At 65.6% G+C, this 18,125-nt stretch carries 16 protein-coding genes and 1 pseudogene; 3 read left to right on the top strand and 14 right to left on the bottom strand.

Annotated elements, in window-relative coordinates:
* The first annotated feature begins 21 nt into the window (after nucleotides 1–21).
* Entirely contained in the window at nucleotides 22–744 is a 723-nt protein-coding gene (locus RALTA_RS03075; protein ID WP_012351954.1) for a sulfate/molybdate ABC transporter ATP-binding protein, read from the top strand.
* Here RALTA_RS03075 and RALTA_RS03070 read toward each other — a convergent pair.
* The 5 genes from RALTA_RS03070 to RALTA_RS03050 form a co-directional block, all read right to left on the bottom strand.
* A complete protein-coding gene (locus RALTA_RS03070; RefSeq protein ID WP_012351953.1) occupies nucleotides 714–1,253 on the bottom strand; it encodes a class IV adenylate cyclase in 540 nt (179 codons plus the stop codon). The genes RALTA_RS03075 and RALTA_RS03070 overlap by 31 nt on opposite strands.
* A 15-nt stretch (nucleotides 1,254–1,268) precedes the next feature.
* The gene (locus RALTA_RS03065) at nucleotides 1,269–1,868 is read right to left on the bottom strand and encodes a LysE/ArgO family amino acid transporter (RefSeq protein ID WP_012351952.1); all 600 of its coding nucleotides are present in this window, start codon (nucleotides 1,866–1,868) and stop codon (nucleotides 1,269–1,271) included.
* Between the two features lie 52 nt (nucleotides 1,869–1,920).
* Entirely contained in the window at nucleotides 1,921–2,715 is a 795-nt protein-coding gene (locus RALTA_RS03060) for a TOBE domain-containing protein (protein ID WP_025583632.1), read from the bottom strand.
* A gap of 104 nt (nucleotides 2,716–2,819) precedes the next feature.
* Complete coding sequence (locus RALTA_RS03055; RefSeq protein ID WP_012351950.1) at nucleotides 2,820–3,644, bottom strand: tyrosine-protein phosphatase; 825 nt, start codon at nucleotides 3,642–3,644, stop codon at nucleotides 2,820–2,822.
* Between the two features lie 37 nt (nucleotides 3,645–3,681).
* Nucleotides 3,682–3,927 (bottom strand): hypothetical protein, encoded by a 246-nt coding sequence (locus tag RALTA_RS03050; RefSeq protein WP_012351949.1) that lies wholly within the window; start codon nucleotides 3,925–3,927, stop codon nucleotides 3,682–3,684.
* A 308-nt stretch (nucleotides 3,928–4,235) separates the two neighbouring features.
* On the opposite strand from RALTA_RS03050, the gene RALTA_RS03045 reads away from it, so the two are divergent.
* Nucleotides 4,236–5,753 (top strand): DASS family sodium-coupled anion symporter, encoded by a 1,518-nt coding sequence (locus tag RALTA_RS03045; protein ID WP_012351948.1) that lies wholly within the window; start codon nucleotides 4,236–4,238, stop codon nucleotides 5,751–5,753.
* Nucleotides 5,754–5,796: 43 nt separating this feature from the next.
* On the top strand, nucleotides 5,797–6,492 hold the full coding sequence (locus tag RALTA_RS03040) for a transglycosylase domain-containing protein (RefSeq protein ID WP_012351947.1): 696 nt from the start codon (nucleotides 5,797–5,799) through the stop codon (nucleotides 6,490–6,492).
* Between the two features lie 47 nt (nucleotides 6,493–6,539).
* On the opposite strand, the gene RALTA_RS03035 is transcribed toward RALTA_RS03040, so the two are convergent.
* The 9 genes and pseudogenes from RALTA_RS03035 to RALTA_RS03000 form a co-directional block, all read right to left on the bottom strand.
* Entirely contained in the window at nucleotides 6,540–7,226 is a 687-nt protein-coding gene (locus tag RALTA_RS03035; RefSeq protein WP_012351946.1) for a TagF domain-containing protein, read from the bottom strand.
* Nucleotides 7,205–11,029, bottom strand: coding sequence for a type VI secretion system membrane subunit TssM (gene tssM / locus RALTA_RS03030; RefSeq protein WP_012351945.1), 3,825 nt, complete (start codon nucleotides 11,027–11,029; stop codon nucleotides 7,205–7,207). The genes RALTA_RS03035 and tssM overlap by 22 nt, the downstream gene beginning before the upstream one ends.
* Before the next feature lie 12 nt (nucleotides 11,030–11,041).
* Entirely contained in the window at nucleotides 11,042–12,319 is a 1,278-nt protein-coding gene (gene tssL / locus RALTA_RS03025) for a type VI secretion system protein TssL, long form (RefSeq protein WP_012351944.1), read from the bottom strand.
* Nucleotides 12,316–13,659, bottom strand: coding sequence for a type VI secretion system baseplate subunit TssK (gene tssK / locus RALTA_RS03020; RefSeq protein ID WP_012351943.1), 1,344 nt, complete (start codon nucleotides 13,657–13,659; stop codon nucleotides 12,316–12,318). The genes tssL and tssK overlap by 4 nt, the downstream gene beginning before the upstream one ends.
* 4 nt (nucleotides 13,660–13,663) lie before the next feature.
* Nucleotides 13,664–14,158, bottom strand: a complete 495-nt coding sequence (tssJ, locus tag RALTA_RS03015; protein ID WP_242405247.1) for a type VI secretion system lipoprotein TssJ — start codon at nucleotides 14,156–14,158, stop codon at nucleotides 13,664–13,666.
* 41 nt (nucleotides 14,159–14,199) lie between these two features.
* On the bottom strand, nucleotides 14,200–14,460 hold the full coding sequence (locus RALTA_RS28975; protein WP_012351941.1) for a PAAR domain-containing protein: 261 nt from the start codon (nucleotides 14,458–14,460) through the stop codon (nucleotides 14,200–14,202).
* Between the two features lie 70 nt (nucleotides 14,461–14,530).
* The gene (locus RALTA_RS03010) at nucleotides 14,531–14,950 is read right to left on the bottom strand and encodes a hypothetical protein (protein ID WP_012351940.1); all 420 of its coding nucleotides are present in this window, start codon (nucleotides 14,948–14,950) and stop codon (nucleotides 14,531–14,533) included.
* A 67-nt stretch (nucleotides 14,951–15,017) separates the two neighbouring features.
* The gene (locus tag RALTA_RS03005) at nucleotides 15,018–16,475 is read right to left on the bottom strand and encodes a hypothetical protein (protein ID WP_085960188.1); all 1,458 of its coding nucleotides are present in this window, start codon (nucleotides 16,473–16,475) and stop codon (nucleotides 15,018–15,020) included.
* A gap of 105 nt (nucleotides 16,476–16,580) precedes the next feature.
* Nucleotides 16,581–18,042, bottom strand: a pseudogene (locus RALTA_RS03000) (hypothetical protein).
* Between the last annotated feature and the right edge of the window lie 83 nt (nucleotides 18,043–18,125).

Below are 18,125 nucleotides of genomic sequence, written 5' to 3'. Positions count from 1 at the left end.
GAAAGGGCCACGCAGATCGCCATGAGCATGCACGTCAGCATCCGCAAGCAGATGGTCTCGGCCGACCGCCACTTCGGGCTGGATATCGAGTTCGATTCGGCCAGCCGTCGCATTGCGCTGTTCGGCCCTTCGGGCGCCGGCAAGAGCCTGACGCTGCGCGCCATTGCGGGCCTGCTGACCCCGGACAGTGGCCGCATCGTGCTGAACGGCCGCACCTTGTTCGATGCCGACGCCGGCATCGACGTGCGTCCGCAGGAGCGCCGCGTGGCCTACCTGTTCCAGGAATATGCGCTGTTCCCGCACCTGACCGTGGGCCAGAACATCGGCTTTGGCCTGGCGCGCGGCTGGCGCAATCCGCGCCGCGGCGCTGTGCATCCGCAGGCGCAGCGCTGGATCGATGCCTTCGGCCTGGCAGATATCGCCGGCAACTACCCGGCGGAGATCTCCGGCGGCCAGAAGCAGCGCGTGGCGCTGGCGCGCGCGCTGGTGGCGCAGCCCGACATCGTCCTGCTCGATGAACCGTTTTCGGCGCTGGACCCCGCGCTGCGCGCGCGCATGCGGGCGGAGCTGCGCACCCTGCAAGCCAGCCTGGACGTGCCGATGCTGGTGATCTCGCACGACCCCGCCGATGTCGAGGCGCTGGGCGAACACGTGCTGGAAATCCGCGAAGGCCGCATCTTCGGCAGCGGCACCGGACGCCACCATCCGCCGGTCTACGCGCCGGCGTCGGCGCGCGTTGCCTGAGCCGCGCGCAGCAGATCCACGTACGCACCTTCGACCAGATCCGAGGTGGGGACGCCCAGGCGGGCCATCAACGCATGTGCCTCGGCCACGCCGTCCGCTACGCTTTCCGCATCGGCCAGCACCACTTCCAGCTCCAGGAAATCGCCCAGCGCTTCGACGCGGTCCAGATGCACGCGCGTGCGTCCGGCCAGGTACAGCGTGCGCAGCTTGCGCACCCGTCCGCCCTCGCCGTGCGCGGCGGCCAGCGCGGCGCGCAGCGTGCCGGGCGAAGGCGTCGGCGACAGGATGTAGAAGCTCTCTTTCGGGCCGGCCGCATCGGCGCGCGCATAGAAGATCAGTTCGCCGCGGTCCGGTGCGAACTCGCGCAGCTTGAGCCGCCCGTTGGCGCAGCGGAAGAAGGTATCGTCCTGGCGGATGTATTCGGGCCCGTGGTCGGCCAGCGCGGCGGCGCGCGGCAATAGCGCCTCGACGCTGTCGATGCGGGCCTTGATCTCGACGTTCCTTGGCATCCGTGCTCCTTCGGTTCAAGCCATCAGCAAACGCGCGGCAATCACCCACATGGTGATGCCGATCACCACCTCCAGTACCTGCCACGCCCGCGGCCGCGCGAACACGGGCCGCAGCAATGCCGCGCCATAACCCAGCGCAAAGAAAAACAGGAACGACGCGGTCATGGCGCCCGCGGCAAATTCGCGCGCATGGCCCGCGAACTGCGTCGACACCGAACCGATCAGCATCACCGTGTCGAGATACACATGCGGATTGAGCCAGGTGAACGCCAGGCACACGGCCAGCGTCGGCGCCAGCGGCCGCGGCGCAGCATCACTGGGGTCCAGCGCCGCGTTCGAGCGCCAAGCCGCAATGAAGCTGCGCGCGCCATACCAGACCAGGAAGGCCGCGCCGCCATAGCGCATGGCGTCTCCCAGCCATGGCAGCGCGCGGATCATCACGGCAAACCCCGACACGCCCAGCAGGATCAGCAAGGCGTCGGAGAGCGCGCACACCAGGCACACCCACAACACATGCTCGCGCCGCAGGCCTTGCCGCAGCACGAACGCATTCTGGGAACCGATGGCGAGAATCAGGGAAAGACCGAGGGAAAAGCCAGCCAGCGCGGCGTGCATTGCGAGGGGAACGACATGCTTTGGGGGCGGCTATTATTGCACGCCGCGGCAGTCATCCCACCACGCCGAGGATCACGCTCGAGGCCTTGAATATCGCCACCGCGGCCACGCCAGCCTGCAGCCCCAGCGCCTCGACGCTGCCGTTGGTGACGATCGCGGCCACCGTGCCGCCGCCGTCGAGTTCGATCACCACTTCGGCATTCACCGCGCCGGGCATCACGCGCGCCACCACCCCCGCCAGCTGGTTGCGCGCCGACAGCCGCATCCCCGGGTCGGGCAGTCCCACCAGCACCGACGACGCCTTGATCAGCGCAAAGGCCTCGACGCCCTCGGCCAGTTCCAAAGTCTCCACGCTCTCGTGCGTGATGGTGGCGACGATGCGCTGCCCGCCGGGCAGCTCCAGCACCACTTCGTCGTTGACCGCGCCACCGCGCACGCTGGCAACGCGTCCGAACAGCTTGTTGCGCGCACTGGTCTTGATCATCATTCGCCTCATCAGGTGGATATCGTCGGCGACGCCTTCGCCGAGCCGCGACAGCTGCGCCACGAAGCGCCGGTGTTCGTCCTCGAGCACGCGATAGGTGCGGATCAGCTGCTCGCCGCGTGCAGTCAGGCGCGTGCCGCCGCCGCCCTTGCCGCCCGCGGCGCGCACCACCAGCGGCTCGCCGGCGCTGTTGTTCATCGCGTCGATGGCGTCCCACGCCGCCTTGTAGCTGATGCCGACGGCGCGCGCGGCCGCCGTGATCGAGCCGTGCTCGCCGATGGCGGCGAGCAGCGCGATGCGGTCCTTGCCGCCCCAGTCCTGCGAGCCGGAGCGGAACCAGATGGCTCCCTGGAGTTCAAGCATGTGGGGTCGGGTGCCGCTGGCCGGCACCGCAATGAAGTCGGAAACGCGGTTATGGTAATCCGATTCGGCGGCAGGCCCCTGCGCAGACAGCGGCAAGCTGCCAGTCAGCCGGCCAGGTAGTGCGCGCGCAGCTGCGCGACGTCGACCTGCAGCGCGTCGTGCAAGTAGTTGCCGACGCTGCCCCAGCCCGCTTCGATCGCCTGCATCGACGCCTCGAGATAGCTGGCACGGACTTCCAGCAACGGCATCATCACCGCGGCATCGACGCCGAGCGCGCCCATCTGCGCCAGCGCCGCCGCGTTGAACTGCGCGTTGCGCTGGTTCGATTCCAGGTAGTTGGCCAGGATATCGTCCTGGCCGACGCCCAGCGCCGCCAGCAACAGCAGCGCGGCAAAGCCGGTGCGGTCCTTGCCCGCGGTGCAGTGGAACAGCAGGGTCTTGCCGCCCTGCACGGTCTGCATGAAGCCGCCGAAGGCGGCGCGGTAGCGCACCGGGAAATCGCGGTAGACCTCGAGCATGAACGCATCCATCTGCGCCGGCGTGCTGGCGCGCAGGCGCGGCATCAGCACATCCATCGCCATGCTGCCTTCCAGCACGGGCACCGCCTGCCAGCGGAAGCGCTGGCCGAAGGCCGCTTCGCCCGGCGACTTCTCGCCGGGCGAGCGGAAATCCACCACCATGTCGAGCCCGAGCGCCTGCAGCCGCTCCAGGTCGGCATCGCTCGCCAGCGCCGGGTTGCCGCTGCGGTAGAGCCGGCCGTGGCGCACGCGGCGCCCTTGCGCGCCAACCAGTCCACCCAGGTCGCGCGCGTTGCTGATGCGCTCGAACACCAGGTCTTGCACGTCCTGCGCGACAGCGGTCGCCGCCGGAGCTGGCGGCATGGCCGCGAGAGCATGCGGGCATGCCGCGCGTTGAAGCCACTTGAGCATTGTTCGTTCCAGATTATCGTTGCCCGGCGCGCGCGCATCAGCGTGCGCGGTACGCCGGCACATGCCAGCGCAGGTGGCAGCCGGCGATATAGCGCCGGTCCAGCCGCGCCACCGGCTTCCAGACCGTCAGCGCGCCGGCGTCGATATCGACCCACGCCCAGGGATGCCTGGGGTCGCCTTCCTGCACCAGTTCCACCGAACGGATCTTCGCATACCGCGCCAGCGCCTTGCGCAGCGCCGCCGGATCCATCCCGGCCTTGAGACCGCGCACTAAAACCTTCATGGTCGGCTCCAATTATTTCAGATCACTCCGGCTCGCGCATCACACGCCCCGACGCCCAGCCCGGGCCAGGCCATGCGGACTACCGCCGGGAGCCTTGTATGGCAAGCCTCTCACTGGTATGACGCGTGCGGCGGCGGGAGAATCCGGTGATATGCCATGGCCTTGATCTTGCGCATGACGGGCGTAACTATCCCGCCGCGGACCTCGACATCGCCCGCTGCGGCGCGGAAAATTTCAGATAAGTCCGACGCGGCCGCCGCGCCAGCAGCAAGGCCGCTTCGGGCACATCCACTACAAGGACGTCGGCGATGCCAGAACTTCCCGCCTCACAACCGCCCGCCCCCGCCGCCCCGGTCGCGGCCACCCCCACACCGAAGCTGACCCTGCACTGGGGCCTGTTCGCGGCCGCCGCGGCGCTGATCGCGGTGCTGGCGATCCCGCAGCCCGACGGCCTCACCATTGCCGGCCAGCGCATGCTGGCGATCCTGGCGTTCGCCATCGTGGTGTGGATCACCGAGGCGGTGTCGTACGAGACCAGCGCCATCATGATCACCTCGCTGATGGCCGGGCTGATCGGCTTGGCCCCGACCGTCAGCGACCCGTCGGTCCAGTACGGCACCTCGAAGGCGCTGGGCATGGCGCTGGCCGGCTTCTCCAATACCGCGCTGGCACTGGTTGCGGCGGCGCTGTTCATTTCCGCGGCGATGACGGTCACCGGGCTGGACCGGCGCATCGCGCTGGTGACGCTGTCGGCAATCGGCACCAGCACGCGCCGCATCCTGATCGGCACCATCGCGGTCACCATCGCGCTGAGCCTGGTGGTGCCCAGCGCGACCGCGCGCAGCGCCTGCGTGGTGCCGATCATGATGGGCGTGATCGCCGCGTTCGGGGTCGACAGGAAGTCCAATATCGCGGCCGGCATCATGATCACGGTGGCACAGGCCACCAGCATCTGGAACGTCGGCATCCAGACCGCGGCCGCGCAGAACCTGCTGACGGTGGGCTTCATGGACAAGCTGCTGGGCGAGCGCATCACCTGGCTGCAATGGCTGATTGCCGGAGCGCCGTGGGCGATCGCGATGTCGGTGGTGCTCTATGTCCTGGTGCGCTGGCTGCTCCCTGCCGAGACCGAGGCCGTTCCTGGCGGCAAGGAAGCGGTGCAGCGCGAACTGTCCGCGCTGGGCCCGATGAGCGCGCCGCAGAAGCGGCTGGCCGCGGTGTCGATCGGCCTGCTGCTGTGCTGGGCCACAGAAGGCAAGCTGCACAGCTTCGACACCGCCACCGTGACCTTTGTCGGGCTGGTCATCCTGATGCTGCCGCGCATCGGCGTGATGGACTGGAAGACCATGCAGCAGCGCACGCCGTGGGGCACGCTGATCGTGTTCGGGGTCGGCATCAGCCTGGGCACCGCGCTGCTGTCGACCCAGGCGGGACAGTGGCTGGGCCAGTTCGTCGTCACCCATTCCGGGCTGGCGGCACATGGCGCGTTGCTGGTCTTTGCGATCCTGTCGGCCTTCCTGATCCTGATCCACCTGGGCTTCGCCAGCGCCACCGCACTGACCGCGGCGCTGCTGCCGATCCTGATTTCGGTGTTGCAGACCCTGCCCGGCGACATCAACCGGGTCGGCATCACCATGCTGCTGGGCTTTACCGTCAGCTTCGGCTTCATCCTGCCGATCAACGCGCCGCAGAACATGGTGTGCCTGGGCACCGAGACCTTCAACGGGCGGCAGTTCGCGCGCATCGGCATCCCGGTCACGATCGTCGGCTACGCCATGATGCTGCTGTTCGCCGCGACCTACTGGCGCTGGCTGGGCTGGGTGTAGCCGGACTCGCGCGGGGCGCGCGGCGGCTGGCACAATACGCGCCATGAAAAGCCTCTGCTCCGCCCTGCTCAAGCTGCTGCTGCTCGCCGCGATCGGTGGCGCGCTGCTGGCCGCCATCGCCATCCTGGCCGCCAACCGCCAGCTGCCGTCGCTCGACGCGCTGACCGCCTTCCGCAACACGCCGGACTACGTGCCCATCGCCAGGATGCCGCGCGCGCTGACCGAGGCGGTGGTTGCCATCGAGGACGAGCGGTTCTATGTGCATGACGGCATCGACTACGTCGGCGTGATCCGCGCGGGGATCGCCAACCTGTCGGACGAACTGTCGCAGGGCGCATCGACCATCACCATGCAGGTGGCGCGCAACTTCTACCTGTCGCGGGAAAAGACCTACACGCGCAAGCTGTACGAGGTGCTGCTGTCCTACCGGATCGAAAAGGCCCTCAGCAAGGACGAAATCCTCGAGCTGTACCTGAACAAGATCTACCTGGGACAGGGTGCGTATGGCTTTGCCGATGCCGCGCAGACCTACTTCGGCAAGCGGCTCGACCAGCTGACACTGGCTGAATGCGCGATGCTGGCGGGCCTGCCCAAGGCGCCGTCCGCGAACAACCCGGTGGCAAATCCGCGGCGCGCGCGCCTGCGGCAGGAGTATATCCTGCGGCGCATGCTGGAGCTGGGGCGGATTTCGCGGGGCGAGTATGACGGGGCGTTGCTGGAGCCGTTGCGGTTGCAGTGATGGCGAGCAATGGCGCGCGCCACGCATTCCCCGTCTTGGGAAGGTGATCAGAGGCCGGCCACGATGCGGCGGATGGACGCCAGCCCGTCAATCTCGAAAGGGCCACGGCCCGTGGCCTGCCAGACGCTGCCAAGGCTGCCATGGCGCAGCACGCCAGGAGGCAGGCGGCCGGACATTGCGCCGGGCGCGAGCGAAAGCCGCAGGCGATCGCGCCATCCCGGCCGGTGCCGGGCCCACAGGGCGTCGACTGCCGCGGCCAGGCAGGTTCGGTCCGCCGCGCGCGCGTGGCCGTGTATCAATTGCGCCAGCTCCGCCAGCCACTGCGCAGGCGCGGCAAGGACATGGCCCGCCCATCGCGCACTGGCGGACTGCCAGACTACCAGCGGGTAGCGCCGCCCGACCCGGTCATGCGAGGCCGCAATGACACCGACCAGGTAGCCGCGCCCGCCGGGAAACTGCAGGCCGTCTGACCGCAGCACAAACTGGCAAGGCTCGCCGTGGCCCAGCCGGCACGGGCCTGACAGGCTCGGCGGGGTCAGGTGCAGCCATTGCCGGACCGGGTCATTCGCAGCATGCGATGGCTCCCGCAACGGCAAGGCGTCGTCCCGGCCATCGAAGCAGTTGCGCCACGCCTGCACCTGGTCCAGCGAGGCGCGGTGCCGGACAAAATCCCGTTGCCCGGGCAACTTGCCGAACATCGACGGTGCGGTGATCACCCGGACCTCCCCGGGCATTGGAAGCCCTGCAGCAGGCCGGTGGTCCAGGGATTGGCCAGGCTGCCGGTATTGATATCGAGCTTCGCCTTGCGGCCGTCGAAGTCGTACTCGGCCATGAAATGGCTGGCCGAGGCGGAACCGGCAAGGCGGCCCCTGGCGATCACCCGCATCAGGGCCCACGGGCCGTTGGCCGCCAGCGTCGAAGTGTCCGGGCGAATCCGCGGGCTGGCGCTGATCTCGGCCCCTTGCCCGCCCCGTGGTCCGGGCCAGGTCACCTTGAGCGGGATAACCGGCCCATGCACATAGCGCTGGCTCTGTCCGTCAAAGTCCATATTGAGTTCGACGATCTCGGGGTCGAGTTCCACCACCTTCAGGTCGACTTTCCACGCCATCTTCTTCGCGCCCGGATCCCGGAAGAACACTTCCCGGATCTCCCTGGCGCGCTGGAATGGAACCAGGCTGGGGCCAGCCACGGGCGGCACGTCGGGCGCGCTCAGCCTGTAGCGCCAGGGCGAGATGGTGGTATCCACGTGCGGCGCCAGCACCTTCTGGAAAAAATCGTCCAGTACGCCGCCCGCGGCGAAGACGCGGGCAAAGTCTTCCGGGTCCACATCCTGCGTGGACGTCGGCGTGAACGGATACTTGCCGTCGATGGCACTGCGGCAGCTCTCGCCGATAACGGCGTCCATCTGCGCGATCAGGATATCGCCCACGCCCTTGTTGACGTCCCGGGCGCCCTGCACGACCAGGTCTGCCAGCACAGCGTTGAAGGGTGCAGGCAGCTTGGCCGCCTCCATGCGCAGCTGCTCGCCGGCCTCTGCCGGCGGCGGCAGGTTGCGGGTGCTCAGCGCATTGTTGGCGACGACCAGGCTGGTGTAGTAAGCGTTGACCATGCCGGCGATTCCATCCAGTTGCGGCTTACCGGCGGCAGCCGGCGCGTCCGGCGCCGACAGGTCAGCCTGGCCGGTCACCACTTCGCGCAGCGCGGCGAAGCGGTTGTCGACCAGTTCACGTTCCTGGCGGGCCTCGGCGCGCACGCTCAGTGCACTGGCCTTGCCGGTCTTCTTGTCCAACGCCGACAGCGCCTTCTCCGCAAGAGACTTGTCTTCGGGCTCGACCTGGCGGCTGAGCGTGGTCTCCTGCACCGCCGCCCGCCCCAGCCGTGCAAGCGGGGAATCCGGCGCGGCAAAATTACGCAGGATCTCCAGATCAAACGCCAGGTTATTGCCCGTCACCGTCCGGATGTCACCGAGGAACTTTTCCCAATGTTGGGCATACTCGTTCAGGTAGAGACGGCGAATCTCGCGCGTGAGCGGATCGTTGCCCGCAAGCCTGCCGACGGCACCGTCAACCGTTTTTTTTTGAGCCTCGCGCCCCTCTGCACGCCCCATCACCCACGCGTCCATGGCCCGGGCTCTGGCAACGAACTCTGGCAGGCGGGCATTAAACACGTCATGGTAGCCGGCGTAGGTGAAAAGGCCGGGGATGCCGCGCTCCAGCGGCTCACCGCTGGCGCGGGTGAAGACCGTGCCGGCCTGGGGACCGACCGCGCGCACCAGCGTGAAATCCTGTGGCGCCTCCTCGGTCATGGCTGCCTTGGCACGTTCGTACACGCGCTCCGTCGAAGTGTTGCCATCCAGGAAATCGCGCGCCGAGCGGATCAACGCCTCGTTCCTGGCGTACGGTGACTGGACCGGACGCTTGCCGTCCAGCAGGCTGTCCAGGTGCTCCAGTACCGCCACCCTGCCACCGAAAGCGTCCGCCCCGCTTCCCGTGGCCCAATCGCTCTGCACCCAGCTACGCACGTCGGACGCATTGAACTTGCCCGCGTCGTGCAGCATCAGGTAGACCCGCAGGGTATCGTAGGTCGCCTTGGCGTCGCGCTGGTTGACCGCAGCCGACAGCACCGACTCGACCCGCCGCACCAGGTACGGCACCAGCAGATTGTCCTGCAGCCGGGCATGGGTCAGGATCGCGGCGTCCAGCACCGGCGGCACGCTGTACAGGCCATAACGCCAGTCGACAGACGGATCGGCCAGGTCCAGTCCGGCATAGGCAGGCAGGTCGCGCGCGGCCGCCAGCACTTCGGGCATGGCTTCCGGTGCCGGCTTCTTGTAGAAGGACGTCACGGTCGCTGCCAGCGCCTTGGCTTTGTCCTGCACCTGATCCAGATAGCTGCGGTTATGGCCAAAGCTGGCATACAGCGACCCGGCCAGCCACAGGAAGATCACCAGTGCCAGCACATGCCCGAGCAGCCGCAGCAGGCGGAAGCGGAACTCCCAGCGCAGGTTTGGCTTCACCAGATGAGCTTCGGGCACGATGATGCGCTTGAAGACGTCCTGCAGGAAGTAGCTGCGGTTGCCGGTGGCCGGATCCGTGGCGGCGCCGGCAGCCCCGGTATCGGAAGGCGCGATGCCACGCACCTGCCTGATGACGGTGCCGGCATCCGCTACCACTGCTGCGCCGGTTTGCGCGGCGCTGGTAAAGTACACGCCGCGCAGCATGGCGCTGCGCTCAGTGTCGTCATACCGCGAGTCCAGGAATATCTGTTCCAGCATAGCGACCAGCGGCTCCGTCACGCTCGCAAGCTCATCACTCAGGGCGTAGAGTGCCTTGCGCCGGGTCAGATCAAATTCCTCATACAGCCGCCCGTCCAGCCCTGCCTCCAATCGCGTCACCAGAGATCGCATCTCCTCACGGCACAGCGCCCAAGGATCAACGGCCGGCTGTCCCGGCCGCCGCCTCGCCATGGCTGGCAAGGTAAAGCCCCAAGGCTGGGCTCGTCCTTCGCTGGTCAGGTACTGGAAGTAATCAGCGAAGCCCGCAAGCTGGTCGAGCTTGGTCACCAGCACGTAGATGGGAAACTGGATGCCCAACGCTTCGCGCAGTTCGGCCAGGCGTGCCCGGATGCTTGCCGCTTCCACCACACGCTGCTCGCTGGAGTGTCGAAGCAGGTCCTCCACGCTGATCGTCACCAGCGCGCCATTGATCGGGGCCCTGGCGCGGTACTTGCGAAGCAGGCCAAGGAAGCCTCTCCATTCAGCCGGGTCGGTCGCCGAACCCGATTCCTGCGCGGTGTAGCGGCCGGCCGTGTCGATCAGCACCGCCTCATTGGTGAACCACCAGTTCGTCTGCTCGGTACCATGCCGCGCGCGCGCCGCCGCACTCATCTGCTCGGCGATGGGGAATTGCAGCCCGGCGTTCAGCAACGCCGTCGTCTTGCCGGCTCCCGGCACGCCAACCATCATGTACCAGGGCAACTCGTAGAGATAGCGTCGGCCCTCGAAGAGGCGAGCCACCCTGCTGCCGGTGCGCATGCTCTTGAGCTGCCGCAGCGCAGTCTGGACCGCCGCGTTCAGCCTGGCAATGTCTTCCTTGGCCACCACTTCCTGCCGCTTGCTGCCAAAGTTCAGCAGACTCTCGACAAAGGTCTTGTCCGTGCGCGCACGCTGCCAAAGCAGGTACAACAGGTATGCGGCGAACACAAACACAATCGCCGCGATCAGCAGGATACGGACGGAAGCCGGTTCCAGCGGATGCATGGTGCCAATGGCCAGTAACGAACCCGCATGCCAGATCAGCAGGCACAGGGCAGCAGCACCGATGGTGGATACCGGCCAGCCAAGCAGCCAGAACAGCGCCAGCGCGAGCAACAGCACGATGAGCGCTGCACGCGCTCCGGTGCCCGCAAGCGGACGCATGCCATTGAAGCCAAGCAGCGGCCCGATAAACCAGATGGCTGCCGCGACCACGAGCACGGCAATGAAGGCCAGTGTGTGCCGGGAGAACAGCACTGCGCCAACTCGTTTCAGAAATTCCATGCCTGACCCCGATTACTGCGTGACAACGATCTCGACCCGGCGATTCCTTGCCCGGCCGACTGGCGCCTTGTTATCGGCAAGCGGCTGCGAATCCCCCTTGCCAATCGCTTCGAGCCGGTTCTTTGCGACGCCCTTGCTGGCCAGGTACTCGGCCACGGTCGCCGCACGCTCTTCCGACAGCGCCTGGTTCGAGGGATACTTCGCCGTCTTGATGGGAACGTTGTCGGTGTGCCCGATCACGGTCACCTTGCCGGTTACCTTGCTGACCTCTGCCGCAACCTTGTCCAGCAACGGCAGGATCTTCTCGCTGACGTCCGCGCGGCCGCGGCCGAACATGTCATCCCCGCGGAACGTGATGGCGCTGCGCGTCGCATCCTCCTGCACGCTGACAACCCCACGCGCAATCTCGTCCCTCAGCAACTCGGCGAGGCGCAGCGCCCTGGGCGGCTCCGGTGGCGTTGCCTTGCCAATGGCGAGGATCTGCTGTTCGAGGTCGTGGGTGCGGAACAACAGCTGGTACTTGTACCAGGCGAACAGGCCAAAGACTGCCAGTGCCAGCACCGACACCGTGACCCACACCGGGACCGTACGCAGCAGCCTCAGCCGCCCCGCGTCTGCGCCCCGCCAGTGCGGTGACAGGTCCCGCGGTACGCTTTCACGCGTTCCGCTGATCAAGTGCAGCAGGCGTTGCCGGATCGCGTCGAGTTGCCGGTGACCATCGGCGTGGCCGGCATACCGGCCGAGAAAACCGAGCGAGAGGATGTGATAGATCACCTCGATCACATCGATGTTCTCCGACTGGGATGTCAGCAACCTCCCCAACAACAGGAACACCTTCTCGCCGCCATCGTTCTCGCCGTGCAGCTGGATCAGCAAGCTATTGGTCGCCCAGGTATGCCGCCCCCAGGACATGCCGTTGGCCGCTTCATCCAGTGCTGTGCACAGGCAGTACTGCGCAGCCAGAACGTGCTCGCGCCGAATATTGGCGCGATCGCAGAGCGACTGAAAGTCCTTCGCTTCCCGCACCAGGATGCGCTTCAGCGCAGCCACCTCGTCCTGTCGCAGCGAGGCCGGCATGTCGGCCAGAGCCCGCAATAGCGGCCGAGCCGCGGCGAGCAACGGATTTGCCTTGCTGCGGATCTCATCAACCCGATGCTCAACATCCCTTCGGGCGCCGTCCTGATGGACGGCCCCCGCCGCGGCGCGCGGGCTTGCGTGGTCTTTCGCTCTGGCATGCGGGGCTGCCTGCTGTTCCAGCGGAAGGTCACTCGACACAAGTGGCTGGCTCATTGCCGCACTCCCCACAGTTCCATGCGCAATTCAGGAAAGGTCCCCGCCACGTGCAGCGCCAGCCCGCCGTACTGCGCCACCTGATCCCAGAGGGGATGCTGCTGCGACAGCTCAAAATAGACATGACCAGCATGGAACGGAATCTGACGGGGCGGCACCGGCAGGGGCTGCAGCGGAATGCCAGGAAGATGGGAGCGAACCAGTTCCGCCAGGCGCCCGGATGGCCCCACCTTGGTCTGGGCCGGGAACTGCTGCTGCAACAGATCCGCGGGAATCTGCGCGGCGACTGCCAGCACAAAAGTCGGGAAGCGGCTGATCTCGCTCGGATCCAGCACTGCCAGCCGAATCCCGTGAGACTGCTCCGTGATGTCAATCCGCTGCGCGGCGCGCTCCAGCACCACATTGAGCAGGAAGCGCAGGTCATCTACCAATGGCTTGAGGCAAAGATGCGGGGCATCGTGCCGATAGGCAGCATGCCCCGCAGGCCGACGGGTCTGGGTGCGCACGAACGTCGACAGTTCCCCGGACAACGCCGCCAGGTGCATGTACAACGCCTCTGGCGACGCGGCCTTGGCATGCAGCAAGTGGGTCAGAATCGGCTCATACCGGTTCAGCAATTGGAGAATCAGGTATTCCGATACCTCGGCGGCATCCCCGCCCCGCATTGAGGCAGCAGACAGACGCTCCGCCATCGCATCGGCCCTGAGATGCACGAGGCCGTGGATCTCGGTAAGCCACGCCTGAAGCAATGCGCTGGCGGCGTAGACATTGACCGGCGGAATCAGTGCCGCATCCAGTCTGGCACTGCCATCGGCGCGAATTTCTGCCACGCTTGTCAACGGCAGGCCAAGCCAGGATTCGGAAAGCTCTCTCTCCGGCAATAGCCGAAGACGCAAGTCTGCCAACTGCACCAGTTTCGGTCCCTGTGCGATCGAATTGGCATCCAGCAGCTCGTGCTCAAAGGCACGGTAACGCGCCAAGGAGTCCCTGGCATCCCCGAAACTCATCTCTTCCGCATTTGGCGTGCGAATCGGCACCGCAAGATAGATGATCTGATTCAGGTGCTCGGGCAGCAGCGCAAGGGGTGCCGGCACTGCCGTGTGAGCAGGGGCATCAAAGGGCGTGCCGTCCTGGAAAATCCCCGCGGCGCTTGCTACCACCAGCTTGCCGAGCGAGAGCGCTTCGGCATCGATCGAGAAATGGTGAAAGCCCCAGAAGAACGGGCTCAGCGCGGCGCTACGCTTGTGTGCGTAGTGTTCCAGATAGCGCTCCTGTTGCTGAAAGAGTTGCGGGCGCAGGAACAAGCCTTCGCTCCAGACGACCTTGTTGTACCAGCTCATGGATTCAATCAGGTTTGGAAATGGTAGTGGTCTGCTGGTCCAACGAGACTTGCAGCTTGACCTTGCGTGCCGGCATTGCCATGCGATACCACGCAGCCTCCGGGGCTGGCGGCAGTTTGTAGACGGATCTCCAGGTGGCCTTGCCCAGCTCCCTGTACCCGACCAGGAAACCGATGGCCTGCGTATCCGCATTCAGCTTGCGCTCGATCTCACGCGACTCGCCGGGACGAAGGATGAATTCGTCGCGTGCCAACAGATCCTGCGTCAGCAGTGTCTTGTCCGCGTTTTCCAGCGAGTAGTAGTCCGCATTTTCAAAGGCGCTGGCGGTCTTGAGTTCATAAACGCGAACCAGGACCGGCGACGGCCTGCCCTTGTCATCAGGGTTGACGGTGTCCCTGGCGGTCACGGCCAGATCCAGCTTCATCTGCTCGCGCTGCGCGGGCACGCTGGAACATGCCGAGCTGAGGACCAATACCGCGATCGGGCCGAGCAGCAACATGGATCTCGCCGTCCTGTTCCCTGTCAGAAACGCCTTGCGATTCATGTGCCTACCCGCGCGGACACCGAGCCCATCAGCACTGCGCCGCATTCCGTCGCATCACCGCTGGCCGCACCCGGCACGCCATCAACCTTGTACAGTCCCCTTACCTGCGAAATCCGGCTGATCCCGTGCAAGGGACAACTGACGGCGTCCCCCATGCATGCCATGGGGCGACCATTGATCTTGCGGCTGGGCGAGCCAGCCAGCACGAAGCCACCATGCGTGTGGCCATCGCCAACCACAACAATGGAATTTGCCATGGATTTCCTTGCTCCCAGGTAATGGACGTACTGACCGCAATGGCAGGCGCGAACTTCGCCTGCAGCGTAATCATTTGCATGACGCAATCATCTTCCCGGCCGAGGTCGGGCTTGCCGCATCAAAGAAGGCTTTCAGGTCGCTATAGCTCTGTGGTGGCCTGGCCAGCCGAATCAGACCATGGCATTCACTTTCTTTCGGTGCGCTGGCTTTATCCACGCACGCGCCGATCGCCTTGGAAAGCCTGTCCTCCTCTCGATCCACGCCGAAGTCGACATAGGCGCCGTGGACGTCCGCACGCAGCGCTGGATAGGTCTGGGCACACCCTTCGATCATGGCAAGCATGGTGGCCATCGCCGCCGCCTGTTGCATCGCTGCCTGGCTTTGCAGTTCAGTCAGTTGCCCGGGTGTGATATCTGCCCTGGCACGGGCAGAAAGCAGGCAGGTCGTCGCAGCGAGAACGACCGTAGTGAGCCGAATGGGATTCATCATGGCAGAGCTTCTCCTTGTTGGTGGTCTTTGGCACGAGCGTTCATTTGACGACCATACGTCCATGTGCTTAACGTGCAGCCGTCTGCTTGCCGAACCACGGGTAATAGGCAGTCGTCCTGCCCCGCGCCCGCGGCCATTCCTTGGGCGGTTCGCGCCTGGTCCAGCCTTCCGGTGGCGCCACCAGCACCGTCCACGCATCGTTGGGATCCGCCACGCTGGTGACGACTGCGCTATGCCCGGTCTGGTCCGCATATGCGACCGCGTAGGCAATGTTCAGTCCCGCGCTGGCCGAGCGAGCCGGGCCCACCATATGTTCGGAGACGCTGCGGAAGTCTTTCAGGTGGTCCAGGTCCGGCCACTGCTGATGCACCGCCGCGCGCAGCGGCGCGAGCGCCGTATTCACATTGGGTGCGCGCCGGTCCATGTCGTGGTACACCCGGTCAACGGGATGGGCCTGCGGCGCCTGCGCTTGCACGGCTTGCAACAGGCCCTGCCACGCGCCGCCAGGGGCAGCGGCCTTCGCCCCGATGCCGCCCTCGTGCTGCTGCGGGGTGTACAACGCCGCCAGCGGCGCATAGCCCCAGTCCGCGCTGGGATGCCCCAGGATCAGCAGCACCGAGTTTTCGTTGGTCTGCTCGCCCTTCGGGTAGTTGGGCGCGTCCATGGTGTACACCCATACCGTCTTCTTCGGGTTGGCGTTCAGGTAGGCAATCGCCGCCTGAAGGTCATGGAAGCCCACCGTTTCCGCGCCAGCCATCACCGTGACATTGGCCAGCTTCGGTTCGGGAAAAGCCTCCAGATCCATTGCCTCAGCTGCGCCATAGATCTCCATGAAGAACAGCCGGCGTGCTGCGTTAAGCGTGAAGGTGGGCAGGCCGATTACCAAGTCGGAATCGCTTGGCAACCCTCGCTCCAGCCCGCTTCGATAGTTGTAGACCTTGACGAAGAGGTCATTCATGCGCGCCTCGGCGTGTTCCTCGTTCTCCGCCAACATTGAGGGGGCCGGCATGCCAAGTTCAATATGTTGAGCGAGTTCGTCACGGCCGTTCAGATACCGATCCGACTCCTTGATATAGGTCGGTGTATTGATCCATGCTCGCGGGATGCCGGCGAACACCCTGATGTCGGCAAAGTCCGGCCGTCGCGTGCCGTTCCGGATTGAATAGAAGTAATTCCCGTTGACCGCCGTGTGATAGCCCAGTGGATAGAGCGGTTCACGGATCAGGGCATTAAGGGCTTTCCAATAGACCGGATTGGGATTGTCATCCTTCCAGACCGGATTGACCCCGCCGACGAGCAACCCCGGCGCGTCGCCGAGCTTCAGATGCGGGCTGTCCGTATCGGACGGATTGCGATCCGCCAGCCCCTGCGCCCACAACAGGTTCCAATGGGTCGGGTAGTCCTTCCACATCAGCGGATTCATCCACTGCACCCCAAGTACATACGCGGCCGGCGCGTTCGGGCCGCTCGCGGGTGTGCGCGCAGCAAGTGGATACGGCGACGGATCTCGGTGATAGTTGGACATGGGCTTTCCCGATGAACAGGCCGACAGGAGCACCGCGATGGCAGCGCTCATCATCACGGCAATCGCGCGCAGGACCGTCACCTTGTTTATGCAAGTGGCCATCGTTCAACGCCGGTCCGTCTGCTTGCCGAACCACGGGTAATAGGCAGTCGTCCTGCCCCGCGCCCGCGGCCATTCCTTGGGCGGTTCGCGCCTGGTCCAGCCTTCCGGTGGCGCCACCAACACCGTCCACGCATCGTTGGGGTCCGCCACGCTGGTGACGACTGCGCTATGCCCGGTCTGGTCCGCATACGCGACCGCGTAGGCAATGTTCAGCCCCGCGCTGGCCGCACGAGCCGGGCCCACCATATGTTCCGAGACGCTGCGGAAGTCTTTCAGCTGGTCCAGGTCCGGCCACTGCTGATGCACCGCCGCGCGCAGCGGCGCGAGCGCCGTATTCACATTCGGCGCGCGCCGGTCCATGTCGTGGTACACCCGGTCAACCGGATGGGCCCTGCGGCGCCTGCGCTTGCACGGTTTGCAACAGGCCCTGCCACGCGCCGCCAGGGGCAGTTGCCTTCGCCCCGATGCCGCCCTCGTGCTGCTGCGGGGTGTACAACGCCGCCAGCGGCGCATAGCCCCAGTCCGCGCTGGGATGCCCCAGGATCAGCAGCACGGAGTTTTCGTTGGTCTGCCTGCCCTTTGGGTAGTTGGGCGCGTCCATGGTGTACACCCACACCGTCTTCTTCGGGTTGGCGTTCAGGTAGGCAATCGCCGCCTGAAGGTCATGGAAGCCCACGGTTTCCGCGCCAGCCATCACCGTGACGTTGGCCAGCTTTGGTTCGGGGAAAGCCTCCAGATCCATTGCCTCAGCTGCGCTATAGATTTCCATGAAGAACAGCCGGCGTGCGGCATTGAGCGTGAAGGTGGGCAGGCCAATCACCATGTCCGAGTCATATGGAAGTCCCCTTCGAGGCTGACCGCCATAGCCGGTATAGTTCTTCACAAAGTAGTCCGCCATACGCGCCTCGGCATGCTCCTCGTTCTCCGCCAGAATCGACGGCGCCGGCATTCCCCAATCAATCTGTTCTGCCAATCGGTCCCGGCCATTCATATATCGATTAGACTCCTTGATATATGTTGGTGTATTGATCCACGCCTGTGGCATGCCAGCGAACAATCTGATGTCGGCAAAGTCCGGCCGTCGCGTGCCGTTCTGGATCGAGTAGAAGTAATTCGCGTTGACCGCCGTGTGGTAGCCCAGCGGATAGAGCGGCTCACGGATCAGGGCATTAAGGGCTTTCCAATAGACCGGATTGGGATTGTCACCCTTCCAGACTGGGTTGACGCCGCCGACGAGCAGCCCCGGCGCGTCGCCGAGCTTCAGATGTGGGCTGTCCGTATCGGACGGATTGCGATCCGCCAGCCCCTGCGCCCACAACAAGTTCCAATGAGTCGGGTAGTCCTTCCACATCAATGGATTCATCCACTGCACCCCAAGTACATACGCGGCTGGCGCGTTGAGACCCCTCTCGGGTGTGCGCGGAGACAGTGGATACGGCGACGGATCGCGGTGATAGTTGGACATGGGCTTTCCCGATGAACAAGCCGACAGGAGCGCTGCGATGGCTACTGCGGCCATGGCGATGGCAAGACGGTTGATGGGTAGTG

The organism is Cupriavidus taiwanensis LMG 19424, assembly GCF_000069785.1.
Taxonomy (GTDB): Bacteria; Pseudomonadota; Gammaproteobacteria; order Burkholderiales; family Burkholderiaceae; genus Cupriavidus; species Cupriavidus taiwanensis.
The sequence above is the reverse complement of the archived record's forward strand: the minus strand, read 5'-3'. Positions and strand labels throughout refer to the sequence as shown.

Bases quoted from the DNA above. Each gene is read 5' to 3' on its own strand.
- RALTA_RS03040 (WP_012351947.1), top strand. From the start codon at position 5,797: ATGAAAAGCCTCTGCTCCGCCCTGCTCAAGCTGCTGCTGCTCGCCGCG.
- RALTA_RS03060 (WP_025583632.1), bottom strand. From the start codon at position 2,715: ATGCTTGAACTCCAGGGAGCCATCTGGTTCCGCTCCGGCTCGCAGGAC.
- RALTA_RS03005 (WP_085960188.1), bottom strand. From the start codon at position 16,475: ATGTCCAACTATCACCGAGATCCGTCGCCGTATCCACTTGCTGCGCGC.
- tssL (WP_012351944.1), bottom strand. From the start codon at position 12,319: ATGAGCCAGCCACTTGTGTCGAGTGACCTTCCGCTGGAACAGCAGGCA.
- tssM (WP_012351945.1), bottom strand. From the start codon at position 11,029: ATGGAATTTCTGAAACGAGTTGGCGCAGTGCTGTTCTCCCGGCACACA.
- RALTA_RS03035 (WP_012351946.1), bottom strand. From the start codon at position 7,226: ATGCCCGGGGAGGTCCGGGTGATCACCGCACCGTCGATGTTCGGCAAG.
- RALTA_RS03055 (WP_012351950.1), bottom strand. From the start codon at position 3,644: ATGCTCAAGTGGCTTCAACGCGCGGCATGCCCGCATGCTCTCGCGGCC.
- tssK (WP_012351943.1), bottom strand. From the start codon at position 13,659: ATGAGCTGGTACAACAAGGTCGTCTGGAGCGAAGGCTTGTTCCTGCGC.
- RALTA_RS03050 (WP_012351949.1), bottom strand. From the start codon at position 3,927: ATGAAGGTTTTAGTGCGCGGTCTCAAGGCCGGGATGGATCCGGCGGCG.
- RALTA_RS03075 (WP_012351954.1), top strand. From the start codon at position 22: ATGAGCATGCACGTCAGCATCCGCAAGCAGATGGTCTCGGCCGACCGC.
- RALTA_RS03070 (WP_012351953.1), bottom strand. From the start codon at position 1,253: ATGCCAAGGAACGTCGAGATCAAGGCCCGCATCGACAGCGTCGAGGCG.
- RALTA_RS28975 (WP_012351941.1), bottom strand. From the start codon at position 14,460: ATGGCAAATTCCATTGTTGTGGTTGGCGATGGCCACACGCATGGTGGC.
- RALTA_RS03065 (WP_012351952.1), bottom strand. From the start codon at position 1,868: ATGCACGCCGCGCTGGCTGGCTTTTCCCTCGGTCTTTCCCTGATTCTC.
- tssJ (WP_242405247.1), bottom strand. From the start codon at position 14,158: ATGTTGCTGCTCGGCCCGATCGCGGTATTGGTCCTCAGCTCGGCATGT.
- RALTA_RS03045 (WP_012351948.1), top strand. From the start codon at position 4,236: ATGCCAGAACTTCCCGCCTCACAACCGCCCGCCCCCGCCGCCCCGGTC.
- RALTA_RS03010 (WP_012351940.1), bottom strand. From the start codon at position 14,950: ATGATGAATCCCATTCGGCTCACTACGGTCGTTCTCGCTGCGACGACC.